At 70.6% G+C, this 19,567-nt stretch carries 16 protein-coding genes; 2 read left to right on the top strand and 14 right to left on the bottom strand.

All coding sequences use genetic code 11. The features are described 5' to 3' along the window. Position 1: 1 nt before the first annotated feature. The 11 genes from AB0B45_RS14265 to AB0B45_RS14215 form a co-directional block, all read right to left on the bottom strand. Complete coding sequence (locus AB0B45_RS14265) at positions 2–805, bottom strand: carbohydrate ABC transporter permease (protein WP_358129924.1); 804 nt, start codon at positions 803–805, stop codon at positions 2–4. Continuing rightward, complete coding sequence (locus tag AB0B45_RS14260) at positions 802–1,740, bottom strand: sugar ABC transporter permease (RefSeq protein ID WP_358129921.1); 939 nt, start codon at positions 1,738–1,740, stop codon at positions 802–804. The genes AB0B45_RS14265 and AB0B45_RS14260 overlap by 4 nt, the downstream gene beginning before the upstream one ends. Further along, positions 1,737–2,831, bottom strand: a complete 1,095-nt coding sequence (locus tag AB0B45_RS14255; RefSeq protein WP_358129918.1) for an ABC transporter ATP-binding protein — start codon at positions 2,829–2,831, stop codon at positions 1,737–1,739. The genes AB0B45_RS14260 and AB0B45_RS14255 overlap by 4 nt, the downstream gene beginning before the upstream one ends. Continuing rightward, entirely contained in the window at positions 2,824–3,888 is a 1,065-nt protein-coding gene (locus tag AB0B45_RS14250; protein ID WP_358129915.1) for an ABC transporter ATP-binding protein, read from the bottom strand. Before AB0B45_RS14250 ends, AB0B45_RS14255 begins: the two co-directional genes overlap by 8 nt. Positions 3,889–4,025: 137 nt before the next feature. After that, complete coding sequence (locus AB0B45_RS14245) at positions 4,026–5,132, bottom strand: 2-hydroxyacid dehydrogenase (protein WP_358129913.1); 1,107 nt, start codon at positions 5,130–5,132, stop codon at positions 4,026–4,028. Beyond that, positions 5,129–5,746 carry a histidine phosphatase family protein gene (locus AB0B45_RS14240; protein ID WP_358129912.1) on the bottom strand — a complete coding sequence of 206 codons (618 nt, stop codon included), beginning with the start codon at positions 5,744–5,746 and terminating at the stop codon, positions 5,129–5,131. The genes AB0B45_RS14245 and AB0B45_RS14240 overlap by 4 nt, the downstream gene beginning before the upstream one ends. Further along, positions 5,746–7,251, bottom strand: a complete 1,506-nt coding sequence (locus AB0B45_RS14235; RefSeq protein WP_358129909.1) for an FGGY family carbohydrate kinase — start codon at positions 7,249–7,251, stop codon at positions 5,746–5,748. Before AB0B45_RS14235 ends, AB0B45_RS14240 begins: the two co-directional genes overlap by 1 nt. After that, positions 7,248–8,684 (bottom strand): FGGY-family carbohydrate kinase, encoded by a 1,437-nt coding sequence (locus AB0B45_RS14230; protein ID WP_358129906.1) that lies wholly within the window; start codon positions 8,682–8,684, stop codon positions 7,248–7,250. The genes AB0B45_RS14235 and AB0B45_RS14230 overlap by 4 nt, the downstream gene beginning before the upstream one ends. A 6-nt stretch (positions 8,685–8,690) precedes the next feature. Beyond that, complete coding sequence (locus AB0B45_RS14225; RefSeq protein ID WP_358129903.1) at positions 8,691–9,956, bottom strand: sugar ABC transporter permease; 1,266 nt, start codon at positions 9,954–9,956, stop codon at positions 8,691–8,693. Between the two features lie 64 nt (positions 9,957–10,020). Beyond that, a complete protein-coding gene (locus tag AB0B45_RS14220) occupies positions 10,021–10,788 on the bottom strand; it encodes an ATP-binding cassette domain-containing protein (protein WP_358129901.1) in 768 nt (255 codons plus the stop codon). Continuing rightward, positions 10,789–11,853, bottom strand: coding sequence for a substrate-binding domain-containing protein (locus AB0B45_RS14215; RefSeq protein WP_358129898.1), 1,065 nt, complete (start codon positions 11,851–11,853; stop codon positions 10,789–10,791). A gap of 192 nt (positions 11,854–12,045) precedes the next feature. Here AB0B45_RS14215 and AB0B45_RS14210 point away from each other — a divergent pair, with 192 nt between their 5' ends. Together AB0B45_RS14210 and AB0B45_RS14205 are read left to right on the top strand one after the other, a co-directional pair. After that, the gene (locus tag AB0B45_RS14210) at positions 12,046–12,831 is read left to right on the top strand and encodes a DeoR/GlpR family DNA-binding transcription regulator (RefSeq protein ID WP_358129895.1); all 786 of its coding nucleotides are present in this window, start codon (positions 12,046–12,048) and stop codon (positions 12,829–12,831) included. An 81-nt stretch (positions 12,832–12,912) separates the two neighbouring features. Beyond that, entirely contained in the window at positions 12,913–15,564 is a 2,652-nt protein-coding gene (locus tag AB0B45_RS14205; RefSeq protein WP_358129892.1) for a DUF6493 family protein, read from the top strand. A gap of 5 nt (positions 15,565–15,569) precedes the next feature. On the opposite strand, the gene AB0B45_RS14200 is transcribed toward AB0B45_RS14205, so the two are convergent. The 3 genes from AB0B45_RS14200 to AB0B45_RS14190 form a co-directional block, all read right to left on the bottom strand. Then, positions 15,570–16,379 (bottom strand): SAM-dependent methyltransferase, encoded by an 810-nt coding sequence (locus AB0B45_RS14200; protein ID WP_358129890.1) that lies wholly within the window; start codon positions 16,377–16,379, stop codon positions 15,570–15,572. A gap of 49 nt (positions 16,380–16,428) precedes the next feature. Beyond that, on the bottom strand, positions 16,429–17,316 hold the full coding sequence (locus AB0B45_RS14195) for an NAD-dependent protein deacetylase (protein WP_358129887.1): 888 nt from the start codon (positions 17,314–17,316) through the stop codon (positions 16,429–16,431). 66 nt (positions 17,317–17,382) lie between these two features. Beyond that, positions 17,383–19,563, bottom strand: a complete 2,181-nt coding sequence (locus tag AB0B45_RS14190; protein WP_358129885.1) for an RICIN domain-containing protein — start codon at positions 19,561–19,563, stop codon at positions 17,383–17,385. Positions 19,564–19,567 lie beyond the last annotated feature (4 nt).

Genomic DNA, 19,567 nt, shown 5'->3' with positions numbered 1-19,567 from the left:
GTCAGACCCTCCCCATGGAGAAGCCCTTGGCGATGTAGTTCCTGACGAACCAGATGACGATCGCCCCAGGGATGATCGTCAGCACGCCCGCCGCCGCCAGCAGCCCCCAGTTGACGCCCGCCGCGCTCACGGTCCGCGTCATCGTCGCGGCGATGGGCTTGGCGTTGACGGAGGTGATGGTCCTGGCGATGAGCAGCTCGACCCAGCTGAACATGAAGCAGAAGAAGGCGGTGACCCCGATCGCCGAGCGGATCATCGGCAGGAAGATGCGTATGAAGAAGCGCGGCAGCGAATAACCGTCGATGGCCGCCGTCTCGTCGATCTCACGCGGAATTCCCGACATGAAGCCTTCGAGGATCCATACGGCCAGCGGCACGTTGAAAAGCATGTGCGCGATGGCGACGCCGAGATGCGTGTCGAACAGTCCCACGCTCTGGTAGATCTGGAAGAACGGCAGCAGGAAAACGGCGGGCGGCGCCATTCTGTTCGTCAGCAGCCAGAAGAACAAATGTTTGTCACCGGCGAATCTGAAACGCGAGAAGGCGTACGCCGCGGGCAGCGCCACGATCAGTGACATGACCGCGTTCATGGACGTGTAGAGGATCGAGTTGAGATAACTCGAATACCACACCGAGTCGGTGAAGAACGTCTCGTAGTTCTCCAGCGTCACCCGCTGCGGAATGAGCGAGAAACTGCCGAGGATGTCCTCGTTGGGCCTGATGGACATGCCGAACATCCACAGCAGCGGCAGCATGAGGGTGGCGGCGTAGAGCCAGAACACGGCGCGCGCCCATGGCAGCCTCATCGGCCGCTCCTCGTCAGCACGGTGAAGAAGACGTACGAGATGATCTGGACGATGAGGAAGTAGAGCAGCGAGAACGCGCCCGCGGGACCCAGGTCGAACTGCCCGACGGCGATCTTCGACAGCAGGATGCTGAGGAACGAGGTGGCGTTGCCGGGACCGCCGCCCGTGACCACGAACGGCTCTGTGTAGATCATGAAGCTGTCCATGAAGCGCAGCAGGATCGCGATCGTCAGCACGCCGCGCAGCCGGGGCAGCTGGATGTGGCGGAAGGTCGCCCACGCGGAGGCGGCGTCGATCTGCGCGGCCTGGAAGTAGGGGTCGGGGATGGAGCGCAGTCCCGCGTAGGCCAGCAGCGCGACCAGTGGCGTCCAGTGCCAGACGTCCATGAGCAGGACGGTGATCCAGGCGTCGGTGGAGTCGAGGGTGTAGTTGAAGCCGATCCCGAGGACGTTGTTGATCGTCCAGCCGCCCAGCCCGATGTCGCCGCGGGCGAAGATCTGCCAGATGGTTCCCACCACGTTCCACGGGATGAGCAGCGGCAGCGCGACGACGACCAGGGCCACCGACACCCAGAAGCCGCGGCGCGGCATGCACACCGCGATCGCCACGCCGAGCGGGATCTCCACCAGCAGCACCTGGGCGGAGAACAGCAGGGTCCGCACGAAGGCGGCGCGGACCTCGGGGTCGCGGGAGACGGACCTGAACCAGTCGAGGCCCACGAAGATCCGGTCGGTGGGGGTGAAGATGTCCTGCACGGAGAAGTTGACCACGGTCATCAGCGGGATCACCGCGGTGAACGCGACCGACACCACGACGGGGAGCACGAGGAGCCAGGCGCGGTTGTTCTTCGGTTTGAGGTCGGCCTGTCTGACGCTCTCCTTCTCGCGCGGCGCGCCCGCCGCCGTCACGGACTCGTCGGCCACCTGGCTGGTCACGGTTCCCGCCTCCCTTCGAGCGGCGCGATCGACCCGCACCTGACCTCGTCCCTGAACAGGAACGCCGCATCGGCGGCGAAGTGGAAGAACTCGATCGCGCCGGTCGTGTGCGCGGAGCCCGCGTCCACCTTCGCGACCAGGTCGTGGCCGCCGACCTCGGCGTGGACCAGGTGGTAGGCGCCCATGCGGTCCACCCCCGTGATCCTCGCCTTCAGGCCTGGCGGGTCCTGGGCGGCGGTGATCCGTACGAACTCGGGCCTGACGCCGACGCGCACGGGACCCGCGGGCAGCTCGCCCACGGCCCTGCCGACGACCGCGTCGCCGACCCTGACCAGCCCGTCGGCTATTTCGGCGGGCAGCACGTTCATTCCGGGCGAGCCGATGAAATGGCCGACGAACTCGTGCGCGGGCGACAGGAACAGCTCGGCGGGCGTGCCCGACTGGACGATCTCCCCGTCCTTGAGCACGACCACCTCGTCGGCGAACGTCAGCGCCTCGGTCTGGTCGTGGGTGACATAGACGAGGGTGTGCCCGGTGTCGCGGTGGATCTCCTTCAGCTTGCTGCGCAGCGTCCACTTCAGCGCGGGGTCGATCACCGTGAGCGGCTCGTCGAGCAGCACCGCCGCGACCTCCGAGCGGACCAACCCGCGGCCGAGGCTGACGATCTGCTGCCTGCCCGGGTCCAGCCTGCGCGACCTGCGGCCGAGCTGGTCGTCGAGGCCGAGCAACCGCGACACGGTGCGGACCCGCTGATCGACCTCTGCCTTCGGGTACCTGCGGTTGCGCAGCGGGAAGGCGAGGTTGTCGTAGACCGACATCTCCTCGTACAGGACGGGGAACTGGAAGACCTGCGCGATGTTACGGCCGGCCGTCGGCACCGCGGTCACCTCGCGCTCGCCGAACCAGATCCGCCCCACCGTCGGCGAGAGCAGGCCGGAGATGATGTTCAGGAGCGTGGTCTTGCCGCAGCCGCTCGGCCCGAGCAGCGCGTAGGCTCTGCCGTCCCGCCAGGTCCAGGTCAGCGGCTTGAGCGCCCACGTCCGGCCGCCGTCGTAGCTGTGCCCGACGCCTTCGAGGCGGATGTCAGCCATGCAGATCGACCTCCGTCGCCGAGCCCGCCAGCAGGCCGCCGCCCGCCTCGTCGAAGACCAGGACGTGGGCGGGGTCGACGTAGGCGGTCGCCTGCTCGCCCGGGGTGAACAGGCGCGTTCCCTTCAGCTGGGCGACGAGATGCCTCTCGCCCGGCAGCAGCAGGTGCAGGAACGTGGCGCTGCCCGTCACCTCGGCGAGTCTGATCTCCGCGGGGAAGGCGAGCGCGCCGGGCCCCGCGCTCTCGATGCACACCTGGTGCGGGCGCACGCCGAGGACGACATGCTGGCCAGGGGCCTGCGCCCGGGGAGCGGGAAAGGAGGCGCCCATGCACTCGATCCAGCCGTCGCGCACGACCCCCGGCAGGAGGTTCAGCGGCGGGTCGCTGAGCGTGGCGGCGACGGCCAGCGTCGGCGGGCTGTCGTACATGTCGGCCACGTCCCCGACGTGGCGGACCCTTCCCTCGCCGAGGACCACGGTCGGCGCGGCGAAGCCGAGCGCCTCGGCGGGGTCGGCGGTGGAGTAGACGACCACGCTCGGCGAGCGCGCGAACATGCTTTTGAGGTCGCCCCTGAGCTGCTCTCTCAGCTTGTAGTCGAGGTTGGCCAGCGGCTCGTCGAGCAGCAGCACGTCGACCGGCCTGGCCAGCGCCCTGGCGATGGCGGTGCGCTGCTGCTGGCCGCCGGACAGCTCGGCGGGCCTGCGCCCGAGCAGGTCGCCGATGCCCATGAGCTCGGCGACCTCACGCACCCGGCGTTCGACGTTCTCCTTCGGAAAGGCGGAATCGAGCCGGAGCGGAGAGGCGATGTTCTCATGGACCGTCAGCGACGGATAGTTGATGAATTGCTGGTAGACGAAGGCCACCGAGCGCTTTCGCACCGAAATGGTGGCCACGTCTTTTCCATTGACAATGACACGACCCGTGGTAGGGGGATGCAGGCCGGCCATGACGCGCATCAGCGTCGTCTTGCCCGCGCCCAGTGGTCCGATGAGGACCGTCATTCCACTGGATAATTCCAGGTCAATGCCGTCGAGCCAGATCTCGTCACGTCGTCGCACGCCAACACCGTCAAGAACCAGCGCCATCCTGCCCGGTCCTCTCTCCCGGTGCGTGATCGTTTACCGCGGTGGCTCCTCCATCTAACATGACAAGTCAGTGCGTGCCTAGAGTAAATGTCTGGTACGAATTCCGCGGTTTAACGGAGCCGGAATACCTCCGGGTTCGCGCAGTGGGCGAGCGGCTCTCCGCGCAGGTGGCGGCCCACGTCGGCGGCCACGATGCGCGCGGCCTTCTGCGCCGTCTCCTTGCTCGCGCCCGCCAGGTGCGGGGTCATGACCACGTTCGGCGCGGTGAGCAACCGCGAGTCCTTCGGCAGCGGCTCCTCGGGGAAGACGTCGAACGCCGCCCCGAACAGGTGGCCCGACTCCAGCGCGTCGCACACCGCCTCGTAGTCGACCAGGCTGCCGCGCGCGCAGTTGACCAGGACCGAGCCCGCGGGCATGGCGGCGAGCTGCGCGGCGCCGATCATGCCGCTGGTCTCCGCGGTGGCGCGGGCGTGCAGCGAGACCACCGTCGAGCGCGACAGCAACTCGTCGAGCGAGGAGACCCGCTCGGCGTACCCGTCGTCGGCTGCGTAGGGGTCGAACACCAGCACCCGCGCCCCGAACCCGGCCAGCATCCTGGCCACCTTCCCGCCGATCGCGCCGTAGCCGACCAGGCCGACGGTGCCGCCGTCCAGCTCGGGGCCGACGCTGTCGTAGGTGTAGTAGTCGCCGCGCCACACGCCGGACATGAGCTCGCCGTGGGTGGAGGGGATACGGCGGACCGCGGCGAGGATCATACCGAGCGTGTGCTCGGCGGTGGCGGTGGCGTTACGGCCAGGCGCGAACGTGACGGCCACGCCGTGCGCGGTGGCGGCCTCCAGGTTGGCGTTGACGGGGCCGCCGCGGCTGACGCAGAACAGGCGCAGGTCGGGGCAGGCGGCGAGCACTCGCTCGGTCAGCGGGGCCATCTGGGTGAGGCAGATCTCCGCCCCGCGCAGCGCCTCGATCAGCTCGTCCTCGCTGCCCGACGCCTCGCGGACCTCGGCGACGGGACCGAACGGCTCGACGGGCCACGGCAGGGTGAGCTCGGCGATGTCCAGCCCGGTGACGTCCAGCTCGGGGAGCCCCGGCTCGCGGAGGCCCGGCGCGGGGAGGCCCGGGTTCGCGGGATCCGCGGGGGCGCCGAGCTCCCGTAGGGCGTCGACGAACAGGCGGTTCAGGACGAAGTGGTCGCCTGCGGCGAGGATGCGGACGGTCATGAGGGGGCTCCGGGAAGCGGCGAGTTGAACTCGAGGACGGCGGTGTGGTCGTCGTACAGGCTGATCTCGGTCAGCGCGCAGTTGCGCAGGAAGGGGAACAGCCGCCGATACTCCCGCAACGGCACCCCGATGAGCTGGCACAGCGCGAGCCTGATGACCGTGGTGTGCGCGACGACCAGCACACGCTCGCCGGGATGCTCGGCGGCGATGTCGCGCAGGCACTCGGTGAAGCGCGTGGCCGCCTTGACCGGGTCCTCGCCGCCCGGCAGGTGGTGGGCGACGGGATCGGCGCGGAAGTCGTCGCGCGCCTGCGGGAAGCGCAGGCTCATCTCGTCGGCGGTCAGGCCTTCCGCGTCGCCGAAGGCCAGCTCGCGCAGCCGTTCGTCGGTTCGCAGCGGCGCGCCGACCGCCTGCGCGCACGGCTCGGCGGTGCGGATCGACCTGGACAGGGTGGAGGCCCACACGCTCGACAGGCCCGCCTCTCCCGCCCATCCGGCCAGCCAGTCGGCCTGCCGGACGCCCAAGGGGGTCAGCGCGATGTCGCTGATCCCCGCGTAGCGGTTCTCGGCGTGCCACACCGACTCACCATGACGGACCAGGACCAGGCGGGTCATCATGTTGTCCTTTCGTGTGCGTGGGCGGCCACCGCCGCGGGAAGCCACTGCCGGTGCGCCAGCTCGTCGATCAGGCGCAGGTAGGCGTCGTCGAATCGCCCCGAGGAGCCTGGCCTGGGGTCGATCCTGTCGCGCACGCGCACCATCTCGGCGGCGACGTCGGCGATCCTGCGCCCAGGCGAGGCTGCCAGGACCGCCATGCCGAGGGCGGGTTCGGCGTTCTCGGGGAGCGTCACCTGGCGGCCGAGCACGTCGGCGCGCAGCCCGCACCAGTACGCGCTCCTCGTCGCGCCGCCGGTCAGCGTGAGCGGCCCGTCGACGGGCGCGCCCAGCAGGTCGAGGTAGTCGAAGCAGAGCCGCTCGACGAAGGCGACGCCCTGCAGGAGAGCGGCGAAGTGTTCGGCCTCGTCGGTCGCATCGCCGAGCAGGAAGCCCCTGGCCTGCGGCGCGACGAAGGGGAAGCGCTCACCCGCCGAGACGAGCGGGTAGGCGACGGGCCCCGCGGGTTCGTGCGCGGCGGCTCTGGCGGTCAGGTCGTCGAGGTCGCGGTCGGGGAAGTCGCGGGCGATCACGCCCGAGCCCGTGCTGGACGCGCCGCCTGGCAGCCAGTCGCCGTTGGGCGCTTTGTGGGAGTAGACGGCGCCGAGCGGGTCCATGACCAGGTCGCGGGTCACGCCCTTGAGCACCAGCGTGGTCCCGAGCACCGAGTTCCAGCTGCCTGGCGTCAGTGCGCCGGCGCCGAGCTGCGCGGCGCAGCCGTCGGTGGCGCCCGCGATCACCGGCGTGCCCTCGGGCAGGCCGGTGTCCCGCGCGGCGATGGCGCAGACCTGGCCGATCACCGTTCCCGAGCGCACCAGAGGAGGCAGCGCCTCGGAGGGGACGCCGAGCACGTCGAACACGTCGGCGGGCCAGGCCTCGTCGATGAGGTGAGCGCCGGTCTTGAGCGCGCTGCTCAGGTCGCTCGGTACCGCGTGCCCTGTCAGGCGGGTGTTGACGAAGTCGCTCTGGTGCAGCAGCCGAACATCGCGCGTCTTCTGAACGGCGTGCATTCCGTGCTCACCGCCCGAGCCGCAGACGCCGAACTCCTTGAGGAGCCACAGCAGCTTCGGCAGCGCCCACGCGGCCTGCATGCGCTGGTAGCCGAGCCTGGCCCAGACCGCTCCCCCGACGTCGTTGATCCGTTCGACCTCGTCGGCGGCGCGGGTGTCGTCGTACATCAGACCAGGGGTGAGCGGGCGGCCTGCGGCGTCGGCGAGGAGCACGGTGCCCGAGGTGGCGTCCACCGCCACTCCGCGCACCGCGCCTGCGGGGACCTCGCGCAGCGCCTCGGCGCAGGCCGTGGCGACCGCGCTCCACCACTGCTCGGGGTCCTGCTCGTGCCGCACCCCTTCGCGCCTGCTGGTCAGCCTGCGCGTGCCCATGCCGACGACCTCGCCTGAGCCGGTGACGGCGAGCGCCCTGACGCTCTGCGTGCCGAGGTCCAGGCCGACCCACACCTCGTTCATCGCTTCCCCCAGGTGGTCGCGACGCTCTGCCTGACCTCGAGGAACCGGTCGAAGAGCTCGTCGTACGGCCCCGCCGCGGGCTCGAGCGCCTGCCGTACCCGGGCGGAGGGGATCTCGGTCAGCGCGCCCGTGGCCAGTCCGCCCAGGACGTAGGCGCCCCTCGCGCCCGCCTCGGCGTCGGCCGAGCGCAGCACCGGCAAGCCGACGACGTCGGCGATGAGCTGCGACCAGACCTCGCTGGCCGCGCCGCCGCCGCAGACCCGCAGCTTGGTCGGCCTGACGAGGGAGGCGGTCAGGCAGTCCCTGATGACCATGGTGAGTCCTTCGAGCACCGCACGGGCGAGGTGCTCGCGGCGGTGCTCGAAGGACAGGCCGGCGAACGCGCCCCGCGCGGAGGGGGCGAGGAACGGCGCGCGCTCGCCGGCGGGAGAAAGGTAAGGAAGGAACACCAACCCTTCGGCGCCTGGCGACGCCCGCATGGCGAGCTCACCCAGTTCGCCGGGAGTGTCCAGGCCGAGCATCTCGCACGCCCATCCGATCACCTCGCCGCCGGCGAGCGTGGGGAAGGCCCGCAGCCGCAGGCCAGGCAGCCCGAGGGCCACGGTCAGCCCCGACGCCCGCTCCCCCAGCGAGACGGAGTCGGTGACGACCTCGGTGCACAGCGTCGTGCCGAGGATCGTGCAGGCCTGGCCAGGGCTGACCGCGCCCACGCCGATCGCGGTCGAGGCGATGTCGTAGGAGGACATGACGACAGGGGTGCCGACGGGAAGGCCGAGGCCGTCCGCAGTCAGCGGGGCGGCGCGGGCGTCGTCGTCGAGCAGGCCGGGCAGCAGGCGACCGGCCCACTCCAGGTCGTAGAGGGCCAGCAGCTCATCCGAGTAGCGCCCGGTGGCCAGGTCGGCGAACGGGGTGGAGGCGTCGGAGCTGTCGGCGGCGATCCTGCCGGTGAGCCTGGCGAAGATCCAGCCGCCGCAGGTGAGCGCGGCGGCGGAGCGTTCCAGCCGGTCGGGGTCGTGGACGCGCAGCCAGGCGAGGACGGCGTTGGGCAGCCCCGCGAAGGCGAGCGAGCCGTTCACTCGGAAGGCCTCCTCCAGCACGCCTGCCGCGGTCCACTCGGCGACGAAGGCCGCGGCGCGGCCGTCGTTCCAGAGGACGGCGGGGCCCGTGGGCTCGCCCGCCTCGTCGACCAGCCAGCAGCCGTCGCCCTGCGCGGTGACGGCCACGTAGTCGACGGGCGCGTCCATGGCGGCGACGACCTCGCGCACGCACGAGGCGACCGCCTCCCATACCGCGGTCATGTCCTGCTCGGCCCAGCCGGGGTGAGGCCGGGCCACGGTGGTGGCCCTGCGCGCCACCACCGCCTCCGCGCCCGCCTCGTCGTAGCCGACTGCTTTGATCATCGTGGTGCCCGCGTCGACGCAGACGACTGCCATCGGCCCCTACGCCCTTCCGTGGGAGACCCGCGACCTGCGTGCCACCGAGTCCACGGCCACGGCGAGCAGCAGGACCGCGCCGGTGACCATGAAGCGGAAGGAGGAGTCGAGGTTGAGCAGGGTGAGCCCGCTGGAGATGGACTGGATGACCACGATGCCCAGGAGAGCGGCGAACGCCGTACCCCTGCCGCCGAACAGGCTCGTGCCGCCGATCACCGCCGCCGCGATGGCGTTGAGGTTCACGTCGCCGCCGCCGCTGCTCTGGTTGACGGCCGCCAGTCTGGCGGCGGCCAGCACGCCGCCGACGGCGGCGAGCGTGGTGCACAGCACGAACGCGGAGGTGTAGACGGCCTTGACGTTGATGCCCGCGCGGCGGGCCGCCTCGGCGTTGCCGCCGACCGCGTAGATCGACTTGCCGAACCCGGTGCGGGCGAGCACGTAGTGGACCACCAGCACCAGCGCGAGGAACAGGACGAACATCCAGCCCACACCCCTGGTCTGGTTGAGGTACCAGACCACGACGCCGAGCCCCACGAGCACCAGCGCGCTCCTCGCGATCAGCAGGCGGGTGGAGGTGGCCGACAACGACGCCTGCCTGCGCCGCCTGGCATGGGCGTAGCCGCTGGCGAACAGCGCGGCGGCGGCCGCGACGACGAACACGTAGGACAGCCACGCGGGCACGAAGTCGAGCTGCGCGAAGGCGACCAGCCCCGAGTTGAACGGCAGGTTGATCGAGCCCTTGGCGCCGAGCATCCACAGCTGAACGCCGAGCAGACCGAGCAGACCCGCCATGGTGATGACGAAGCTCGGCACGCCGAACCTGTTGAACACCTGCCCGTAGATCCAGCCGATCGCGCACCCGAGCACGATCGCGCACAGGATGGCCAGCCAGGCCGGCAGGCCGCGGTCCACGAACAGCACCGCCATCACGGCGGAGGTCAGCCCGCTGACCGAACCGACCGACAGGTCGATCTGGCCGACCAGCAGGACGACGACCACGCCGAGCGCGATGATGCCGACGGGCGCACACTCCAGCGTGAGGTTCACCAGGTTCACGCTGGACAGGAAGATCGGGTTGAGCGCCTGGAACACCGACCAGATGACGATCAGGCCGATGACGACGGGCAGCACGCCCAGGTCGCCGCCGCGGATCCGGTCGAGCAGGCCCTCGGCCGCGCCGCGCAGGCCCTGCCTGCCGATCAGGCGTTCGTCCCGCAGATCCGCTGGCGTGTCGAGGTCGGTCTGCTTGATGACCCCACCCCTGTCGGTCATGAGTCCTCCTTCGTCGGCCTCATGACCAAGGTGCTGTGTCTATTGATGACCTCGGCAAGCTCGGTCATGAACGAAGCCTCTCCTGCGATTGCGCGCGGCGCGTCACCACGTTGTCGGTGGCTCCGGTGATCGCCGCGACGATGTCCTCCTGGGACACCTCGCCGACGGCGAAGGTCCCGTTGTTACGGCCGAGCCGCAGCACCGCCACCTTGTCGGCGACGGCCTTCACGTCGGCCATGTTGTGGCTGATCATGATCACGCCGAGTCCTCGGTCGCGCAGCCGTTCGATCAGGTTCAGCACCTCGGCGGTCTGCGCGACGCCCAGGGCGGCGGTCGGCTCGTCCAGGATGACCACCTTGGGGTCGGCCAGCAGCGACCTGGCGATCGCGACGGTCTGCCGCTGGCCGCCGGACAGCGAGGCGACGGGGGTGCGCACCGAGGGGATCTTCGCCGAGAGCTGGCGGAGCAGTTCCCAGGAGCGCACCTCCATGGCCACGTCGTCCAGGCGCAGCTGGCGCAGTTCCTGGCCGAGGAAGAGGTTCTCGATCACGTTCAGGTTCTCGCACAGCGCCAGGTCCTGGAAGACCGTGGCGATGCCGAGCCTGTGGGCGTCGGCGGGGCTGGAGATGTCCACCGCGGCCGACTCGAAGGAGATCGTCCCCGAGTCGGCGGTGTGGACGCCTGAGAGGATCTTGACCAGCGTCGACTTTCCCGCGCCGTTGTCGCCGACGATCGCGACGACCTCACCCGAGTCGATGTCCAGCTCGATGTCGGTGAGCGCGGCGACGGCGCCGAACGTCTTGGTGATCCCGCGCAGCGACAGGATGGTCATCTACTTGATCCCGAGCTTGTCGCAGGCCGCCTTGTAGGCGTCGGTGCAGACTTCGGAGACCTTGAGCGCTCCGCCGGGGCCGAGCAGTTCCTTCTGCGCGTTCTCCCGCGTGACGACCGTCGGGGTGAACAGCTCCGAGGGGGTGTCGAACAGCATGGTCTTCGCGGCGGGCTTCTTGCCCTGGGCGAAGTCGTTCGCGATCACCGCGGCGGCCTCCGCCACGATCTTGATCGGCTTGGAGATCGTGTTGTACTGGTCACCGTTGATGACCCGCTGCACCGCCGCGAGCTCGGCGTCGTTGCCGCTGACGGGCGGCACAGGCGTGTCGGCGGCCTTGAACGCGGCGATCGCGCCGCCGCCCGTGCCGTCGTTGGCGGCGACCACTCCGGCGATCTGTCCGGGGAACTGGGCGATCTGACCGCTGACCCACTCCTGCGCCTTGTTCGGCTGCCATCCGGGCGTGTCGTACTCGGCCAGGAGTTTGAGGCCGCTGGCGTCGACCGCGGTGTGGATGCCCTTCTTGATCAGGCCGGCGGCGGCGTCGGTGGGTGAGCCGTTCACCACGAGCAGGCCGCCCTTGGCGCCCTTCTTCTTCACCTCGTCCACCAGGGACGTGGCGATGAGCGAGCCGATCTTCTCGTTGTCGAAGGAGACGTAGTAGTCGGCCTTGGCGGCGGGAATCGGCCGGTCGTAGGCGATGACGGGCACCTTCTGCGCCTGCGCGGACTGCACGATCGTGGCGGCGGCCGCCGAGTCGACGGGGTCGATCACGATCGCCTTGACGCCCTGGGCCAGGGCGGAGTTGGCCTGCTGTTGCTGCTTGGCCGCGTCGGCGCCCGCGTTCTGGTAAAGCACCTCGCAGGTCGGGCAGAGCTCCTTCATCTTCGCCTTGAACAGCGGCGCGTCATAGAGCTCGTAGCGGGTCGAGGCGATGTCGGGCATGAGGAAGGCGATCTTCGCGCCCTGGGCGGCGGCGCTCTCGCCCTGGCCTGCCGACGTGGTGTTGGACGAACAGGCGGTAGCCGCCGCCAGCGCGACCACCACCGCGAGGGGAAACCTCTTCATGGCTGCTCCTTGGCTCATCGACGAGAGGTCGTCGATGTGAGGAACAAAACACCCAGCGGCCCAAAGATGTCAAGAGTTTGATAACTACAACAGCCCAGGGTGTGAGAATTTCCGCGACTCTCTCGACAAACCTGCCGACAAAGGGGTGTTATCTTTAGCACCGACTTCACACTGATCGGGAGGCGACACAACGTGGCAGACGGCGACCCGGCTCCGAATCCAAGGGAACGCCGCGACCAGATCCGCCAGTTCGTGGCCAGCGAGGGCTTCGTCCGCATGGAGCAGCTCGCCGAGGCCCATGGCGTCAGCCTCATGACCATCCACCGCGACCTCGACGTGCTGCAGAGCGAGGGATGGCTGCGCAAGGTGCGCGGCGGCGCGACGGCGCAGCCGTCGGCGCTCTACCACGGCGACGTGCGCCACCGCATGCAGGCGATGTCCGAGGCGAAGCGCAGGCTCGCCGAGGAGGCGGTGAAGCTGGTCGAGCCAGGGTCGTCCGTCATGATCGACGAGAGCACGACGGGGCTGGCGGTGGCGGGACTGCTGCCCGCCAAGGGGCCGGTGACCGTGATCTCCAACTTCCTCGCCGTGGTCAACCTGCTGGCAGGCGAGGCGGCCGTCGACCTCATCGGGCTCGGCGGCGCCTACTACCCCGCCTACGACGCCTTTCTCGGGATGCGCACGACCGAGGCGATCCGGTCGTTGCACGCCGACGTGCTGTTCATGTCGACGACGGCGGTGACCAACGGGCACTGCTACCACCAGTCGCAGGAGACGGTCGCGGTCAAGCGGGCGCTCATGGAGTCGGCCGGACGGCGGGTGCTGCTCATCGACCACAGCAAGTTCAGCAAGCGAGGGTTGCACCAGCTGGCACCGCTGACCTCGTTCGACCTGGTCATCGTGGACGCCGACACCGCCGAGGCCGACCTCGCCCCGCTGCGCGCGGCAGGCGTCCCGCTCCGCGTCGCCGCCTCCTGACGCCGCGTCAGTCCCGCGACGCGGCTCTGTCCGGCGGCCGCCGAGGGATTCTGTCGGAGGTGATCTCTATGGTTCCCAGCCATGACGCAGGACACAGGAACCCCCGCGGCCGCCTGGGGCGGGATCCGCGACCTCATCGACGCAGGTGAAGCGGACCCTCTCGTGCGACGGCTGCTCGCACTCGACGACGGCGAGCGCAAGCTGGTCGCCGGCGAGCTGCGCGGCCACATCGCGGTCATGCGGGCGCGCACCGAGGCCAGGGAGAGCACCCGCTGGACGGAGGACGGGTGGGACCAGGTGGACCAGCCGTGGGAGAAGTGGCCCGACCTGGTACGGCTGGCGGGCGCGGGCACGCTCAGCGCCGTCTCGGCCGTGGCGTCCTGGGTGACCAGGCGTGACCTGACCCGCCGGCGGCCGTTCTCCGGCCGCGACGGCTTCGGCGACCCCGCTCCCCTCCTCCGCCTGCTGAGTGTCAGGCCCGCCGCGTGGCAGGCCGAGCTGGCCGTACGGCTGGCGGCCAGGCTGCGCGGCCCCCGTGACACGGGCGTCCCGCTCGCGTTGGCGCTGCTGCGGAGCACGGGAGCGCCGCCTCCCGAGCACGATCCGCTGGTCGTGGCGTGGGTGTCGGAGGGGTCGAGGCCTCGTCCCGATCCGCTGCTGCCCGCGCTGATGCCGAGGCTGTTCGAGGCCGAGGGCGTCGGCCGGGTGCTGCGGCACGAGCGCATCGAGCCGCTGTCACCGTGGCTGCGCAGATTACGCGGCCACGGGGACAGGAAGCTGCTGCTCGACGGGTGCGTGCGGCGCTTCCTGCGCGGCGGCAGCGCCCAGGACCTGCGCTTCTTCGTCCGCCTGCACGAGCTGCTCGCCCCCTCGGAGGCCGAGGTGGCCGAGCGGGCGCGCGACTACCTGCGGTTGCTGCCGGCCTCGCCAGGACCTGTCGCCGAGCTCGCGCTGCGCCACCTGCGGCGGATGTCGGCGCACGAGCCCGGCGACGTGGTCGAGGCGATCGAGGGGCTGATGTTCAGGGCCGAGGCCACGCTCGCCCGCACCGGCCTGACCTGGCTGGACCAGAGCGTACGGCAGGCCGTGGTCCACCCCGACGAGATCGCCCCCGCGCTCGCCTCAGCCTTCCACCACGCCTCCTACGAGGTGCAGGGCCGCGCCGCCCAGCTCGCGCTCAAGCACGCCGAGCGGTTCGGCCCGCTGGGCGCCGAGCAGATCGGGAACGCGGTCCCCGCCCTGCCTTCCGCGCTGGGTCAGCGGCTGGTCGCGCGGTTCGGCGGGCAGGCCGCCGTCGAGGAGCCGCCCCAAACCCCCTCGCCGCTTCCCCCCGCTCCCACGCCGCGGGCCTTCCCGCCGGTTCCCGCGACTCCCGGCGAGCTGCGATCACTGGACTGGCCGACGCGGAGCGTGGAGGACGGCGAACGCTGGATGGCGGGCTTCGTCCGGCTCGCGAGCCGTGACAGGCAGGGGTTGTGGTCCGCGCTGGCCCCCGTGGTCGGCTCCGGCCATCCGCACCTGTACGAGATGCGGTGGTGGACCCATGTCGACAACTGGCTCGCCGCGATGGCCATGGAGCTCATCGCGCCCGGCGGCGGCCTTCGTCCCGAACCCGTCCCCGTGCCGCCACGGGACCGGCTGCCCCGGCGGCGAGACGTCTCATCGCCGCACCTGTTCCTGCTGCGCAGGTGCGCGGAGATCCTGGTCGCGCTCAAGGACGGCGCGCTGCCGCCCGTCCTGCTGGCCACGCCGACCCATTCGACCGGCCTGCTCGACCCCGATGTGCTGGTCGCCAGGCTGGAGGAGTGCGAGGCGGCGCAAGCCGTACCGCTGACCGCCGATCTTCTGCAGGCGCTGCTGCGCCTGCCCAGAGGCGCCCACCCCGAGGCCGCGGCACGGGCGGCGACGCTCACCTCGCGGGCCGCTGGTACGGCGGCGCGGTGGCTGGCGGACGGCGGTCCGCCCGACCCGGAGACGGGGGTTCGCTGGCGGTACATCGAGGACTCACGCGAGCGCTTCTTCGACGAGCGGCCCCCTCGCCACGTCGACCACGTCGTGCCCTCGCCCCGGCTGAGCGCGCCGCCGACGGGGTTCGACCTCCTCGACGACCTGCTCGCCCCGCCGCTGGAGTGGAGCTGGAACGAACACGGCCGCTGCATGGACTGGTGGGCGTCGACGCTGCCGTCGCATCGTGAGGTCGTGGCCGTCAACCTGCTGCCCCATCTGATTTCTCTCTGGAACGGCGGTGGCGTCCACTCCTCGCAGGCCTGCCGCCTGGCCGCCGCCGACGGGCCCCCGGGCGCGGCGACGGCGCTCGTCATCGCCTTCTTCCTCGGCCGGCGCGACAGCGCGGACGGCGTGTCGGCCTTCCTCACCATGGCGGCCCGCGGCGATCTTCCGGCCGCCGGCATCGGCGCCCAGCTCGGCATGCTGGTCAGGTGGACCGGGGTGAAGCTGCGGCACGTCGTCGGCGCGCTGGAGAGCGCCGCGGCCGGCGGCGCGCACCGCGAGGTGTGGCAGGTGCTGAGGGCGCTCCTGCCGACCCTCCTGCCCGCGGCGGGTGAGAGGCCGCAGGCCGACCTGGCCAAGGCCGTCGAGCTGGCCGTCACGGTGGCGGGCCCGGCAGGGGCGCGGGAGGAGATCCCCGAGGTGGCGGCGATCGCCGCGCGCAGGAGCGACAGCAGGCTCACCCACGAGTGCCGCCGGCTGCACGAACGCCTCAGCCGCGCCTGACGGCGCTACGGGATCCTGGCGACGCCGCCGAGCAGGCCTGGCTTGGCGAAATCCGGCTTGAGGTCGGGCCATTCGGAGCGCCACGCGTCGATCGGCACCACGCCGGGCTCCAGTAGGTGGAGGCCGTCGAAGTAGGCGCTGACCTGCTCGGTCGTGCGGGGCGTGAGCGAGCCGGCGCTTGCCGCTCGATAGACCGACCTGCCCGTCCTGATCGTCTCGCCCGCCAGGTCTCCGGCGTAGCTGTGCGACAGGGCCAGGTGGCTGCCGCTGACCAGCGGGGCGCGCAGCCGGTTGACGAGCTCGACCGACTGCCTGTGGTCGGGGACGAAGTGGAGGATGGCGAACAGCAGCACGGCCACCGGACGGGTGAAGTCGATGTGGGCGCGGACCTGGGGATCCTCGAGGATCGACGCCGTGTCGCGCAGGTCCGCGCGCACCACGATCGTCTGAGGGGTCTCGGCGAGCAGCGCCCTGGCGTGCACGAGCACGATCGGGTCGTTGTCGACGTAGACGATCCTGGAGTCGGGCGCCGCCTCCAGGGCGACCTCGTGGACGTTCTGCCTGGTGGGCAGCCCGGTGCCGATGTCGATGAACTGGCGCACTCCCGCCGCGGCCAGCATGCGCACCACCCTGATCAGGAAGTCGCGGTTGTCGCGGGCGATCTGCGTGACGTTGGGGACGAGCTGGATGATCTTCTCGGCGGCTTCCCTGTCGGAGGGGAAGTTGTCCTTGCCACCGAGGTAGTAGTCGTACATGCGCGCCACGCTCGGCGTGTTCGGGTCGATGACCGACGGCACCTGTTCGTCGCGCTCCACACCCTCGCCCTTCCTTGGTTCCAGAGGATCGTATGGCAGAGCCGACCCGCTATAGATCGTCTTCGGGATATTTCCTGATCCCTGGCTTATCGGGGAGCTCGTCCAGCAGCGCGGTGAGCGTCGGCCCGAGCGGTGCGTCGAGCGCCACGTGGGCGTCGTCGTCGCCTCGGGTCGGACCCTGGTTGACGATCGCGACGGGGATGGCGTGCTCGACGGCCCGCCGGACGAACCGGTAGCCGGACATCACAGTCAGCGAGGAGCCGAGCACCAGCAGCAGGTCGGCGTCCTCGGTCAGCTCGAAGCAGTCGGCGACGCGGGGGCGCGGCACGTTCTCGCCGAAGAACACCACGTCGGGCTTGAGCACGCCGCCGCAGGAGAGGCAGTCGACGATCGTGAAGGCGTCGATGCGGTCGTCGGAGAGCACCGCGTCGCCGTCGGGGTTGATCGTGCCCTCCGCGCCCTCCCAGCCGGGGTTGGCCACGCTCAACCGCTGGTCGAGCCGCTCGCGAGGGGTGCGCTCGCCGCAGGACAGGCAGCGCACGCGGTGGAGGCTGCCGTGCAGTTCGACCACCCGTTCGGCGCCGGCGGCCTGGTGCAGGCCGTCCACGTTCTGCGTGATGATCCCGGTGACCAGGCCTCGCGCCTGCAGCGCGGCGACGGCGTGGTGGCCGGCGTTGGACGTGGCGTGGGCGATGTGCCGCCAGCCCACGTGGCTGCGGGCCCAGTAGCGACGGCGGGCGGCGGCGCTGCCGACGAACGTCTGGTAGGTCATCGGCTCGGCCTTGCGCATGCGCCCGGTCTCGCCTCGGTAGTCGGGGATGCCCGACTCCGTGGACAGTCCCGCCCCGCTCAGGACCACGACCCCACCGTCGCCGACGAGCTCGACCAGCCTGTCGAAGGATCGGATGCCCGGCCCGTTCTGTCCCACCTGCGTCACGCTTCCATAGTGCCCGACGCCGTCGGCGGGTCCGCGCCCCCGGCCGGGCAGGGGGCGCGGCCCGGTTCACGGATAGCCGACGACGTTGGCGACGTTGGTGCTGGAGTTGGACGGGCCGCCCGTCGTGTTGATGACGTTCCTGATGGTGCCGGTGCCGCCCAGCGAGACGGTCACCATGTCGTGGAAGCGTACGCCGGGGGTGTTGGGCACCTCGAACGCGCGCGCCGCCACCACGCCCGGGTTGACGTTGAAGTAGCAGTAGCTGCCAAGGCCCCACGCCTCGTGGCTGGTCACCGCGTTGGCGACCTTGTAGGCGGCGTAACCCTGGGTGCCGCCGTTCATCCACGCCGCCTGGTTGGGCGGGTCGTAGGGCATCTCGTTCTGGTAGAAGTAGGTCCGCCCTCGCTCGCCGTTCCAGATCGTCTGGTACTTCTGGTAGTGCTCGACGAACAGGCCGTACATGGTCACGTCGGCGCCGTTGACGATGAGGCCGGTGTCGGCGGTGTTGGTGTTCCAGCCGACGCCCGAGCCGTGGTCGGCCCGCCACAACCACAGGTGGTCGCCGATGACGTGCGAGCTGTTGACCACCAGGCTCTGCGTGGCCTTGCCGACCCCGGGGCCGCCGATCCTGATGAACACATCGTGCAGCGAGGTCGGGTTGGCTGCGTGGTTCTGGCTGGAGCCGGCGGCGCCGACCTGCATGAGCACGGGCGAGTTGACGGGGCCGGCGTCGATGAGGACGCCCGCGACCTTGACCCCGTCGACATCGGCGACGCTGAGCGCGGTGACGCCGTTTTCCGGGGTGAGCGTCGCCAGGCCGAGGCCGAGCACGACCGTGTCGGGCCTGGTCACCCTGATCGTGTCGGTGAGGTGGTAGACGCCTGGGGTGAGCAGCAGGTTCCTGCCCTGGGAGAGAGCGGCGTTGATGTCGGCCGCGGTGTGTCCGGGCTTGGCGATGAAGAACTGCTCGATCGGCAGCGAGGCACCATGCGGGTTGCCGCCCGTCCAGGTGGCGCCCGAGGCGTTGGTCCGCAGCGCGGGCACGAAGACCTGGTACTTGCCTGCCTGGTCGATGTACAGGAACGGCTTCTCCCTGATCACGGGGGCCGAGCCGACGCGGGTGTAGGGCGGGTTGGGGAAGTTGCCACCCGGCGGGTTGTTCACTCCGACGAAGACCATGTTCCAGTTGGAGCCCGTCCAGCTGCCCCACTCGGTGTTGCGGGACAGCCACTGCTGCTGCGAGCCCGACCGCACCTGGCCGTCGATCTTGGAGTCGGCGATGAAGCCGCCGCTGGACCAGCCGCCGTCGTCGAGCTGCAGGTTGCCGCGCAGGTGCATCCGCCGGTACGGCGCCGCCTGCGACACGGCCCAGCGGTCGTTCCCTCCCGGCGGGTTGACCGACATGTTCTCCGCGGCCCGCCAGAAGTTCTGGGTGGCGTTGCCCTGGAACCAGTCGGCCTCGACGTGCACGGGGCCGTTGATCGTCACGTCGTCCGGCGTCTTGCCGAGGCCGAGCACCTGGGTGAAGAAGCCGACGTTGACGTCGACGTCGTAGCTGCCGGGCTTGAACAGCAGCGCGAACCTGTTGCCGCCGAACTGGTTGGTCTGCTGCTGGTTGAAGACCGTGTTCAGCCGGTTCTGGATCGTGGCGGCCGGCATGGACGGATCGAAGATGCTGACGTTGGGGCCCAGGTCGGGGTTGTCACCCGAGGGCGGAGGGCCGCCGGACAGGGTGAAGGACTGCGCGGCGGTGCCGTTGCAGGTGTACTGCTGCAGCTGGACGCCGTCGGCGGTGGAGGCGCCCGGCACGTCCAGGCATTTGCCGCTGTGGCGGTTGACGAAGTGGTAGGCGCCGCCCGGCTCCTCGACGGGCTGCCACTGCTGGTTGTCGCCCCCGCCGTACGCCCACAGCTGGACGAGCGCGCCGTCGGCGGTGGAGACGTCGGTGACGTCCCAGGTCTGGGTCTGGCCCGAGACCGCGTTGACGCGGTGGAAGCCGCCGCCGGTGGCCTGGAACTGCCAGCTCTGGGCGCCGGTTCCGTTGCAGGCGTACTGCTGGACGGCGGTGCCGTTGGCGGTCCCCGCCGCGCGGGCGTCGACGCACTTGCCGCTGTTCTTGCTGACGACGGTGACGGGGCCCGCGGGCGGCGCGGCGCTCGCGGGGGTCGCGGCCACCACGCCGAGACCGGTCATCGTCAGGACGAAGGCCGACATCGCGGCGACGGTTCTTGCCCGTAATGCACGCATGTGC

The organism is Nonomuraea sp. NPDC049152, assembly GCF_040648355.1.
Lineage (GTDB): Bacteria > Actinomycetota > Actinomycetes > Streptosporangiales > Streptosporangiaceae > Nonomuraea.
The sequence above is the reverse complement of the archived record's forward strand: the minus strand, read 5'-3'. Positions and strand labels throughout refer to the sequence as shown.

What these genes read in the sequence shown, in the direction of transcription:
- AB0B45_RS14230 (WP_358129906.1), bottom strand. Translation starts at nt 8,684, where the DNA reads ATGGCAGTCGTCTGCGTCGACGCGGGCACCACGATGATCAAAGCAGTC.
- AB0B45_RS14235 (WP_358129909.1), bottom strand. Translation starts at nt 7,251, where the DNA reads ATGAACGAGGTGTGGGTCGGCCTGGACCTCGGCACGCAGAGCGTCAGG.
- AB0B45_RS14215 (WP_358129898.1), bottom strand. Translation starts at nt 11,853, where the DNA reads ATGAAGAGGTTTCCCCTCGCGGTGGTGGTCGCGCTGGCGGCGGCTACC.
- AB0B45_RS14205 (WP_358129892.1), top strand. Translation starts at nt 12,913, where the DNA reads ATGACGCAGGACACAGGAACCCCCGCGGCCGCCTGGGGCGGGATCCGC.
- AB0B45_RS14240 (WP_358129912.1), bottom strand. Translation starts at nt 5,746, where the DNA reads ATGACCCGCCTGGTCCTGGTCCGTCATGGTGAGTCGGTGTGGCACGCC.
- AB0B45_RS14190 (WP_358129885.1), bottom strand. Translation starts at nt 19,563, where the DNA reads ATGCGTGCATTACGGGCAAGAACCGTCGCCGCGATGTCGGCCTTCGTC.
- AB0B45_RS14220 (WP_358129901.1), bottom strand. Translation starts at nt 10,788, where the DNA reads ATGACCATCCTGTCGCTGCGCGGGATCACCAAGACGTTCGGCGCCGTC.
- AB0B45_RS14265 (WP_358129924.1), bottom strand. Translation starts at nt 805, where the DNA reads ATGAGGCTGCCATGGGCGCGCGCCGTGTTCTGGCTCTACGCCGCCACC.
- AB0B45_RS14245 (WP_358129913.1), bottom strand. Translation starts at nt 5,132, where the DNA reads ATGACCGTCCGCATCCTCGCCGCAGGCGACCACTTCGTCCTGAACCGC.
- AB0B45_RS14255 (WP_358129918.1), bottom strand. Translation starts at nt 2,831, where the DNA reads ATGGCTGACATCCGCCTCGAAGGCGTCGGGCACAGCTACGACGGCGGC.
- AB0B45_RS14225 (WP_358129903.1), bottom strand. Translation starts at nt 9,956, where the DNA reads ATGACCGACAGGGGTGGGGTCATCAAGCAGACCGACCTCGACACGCCA.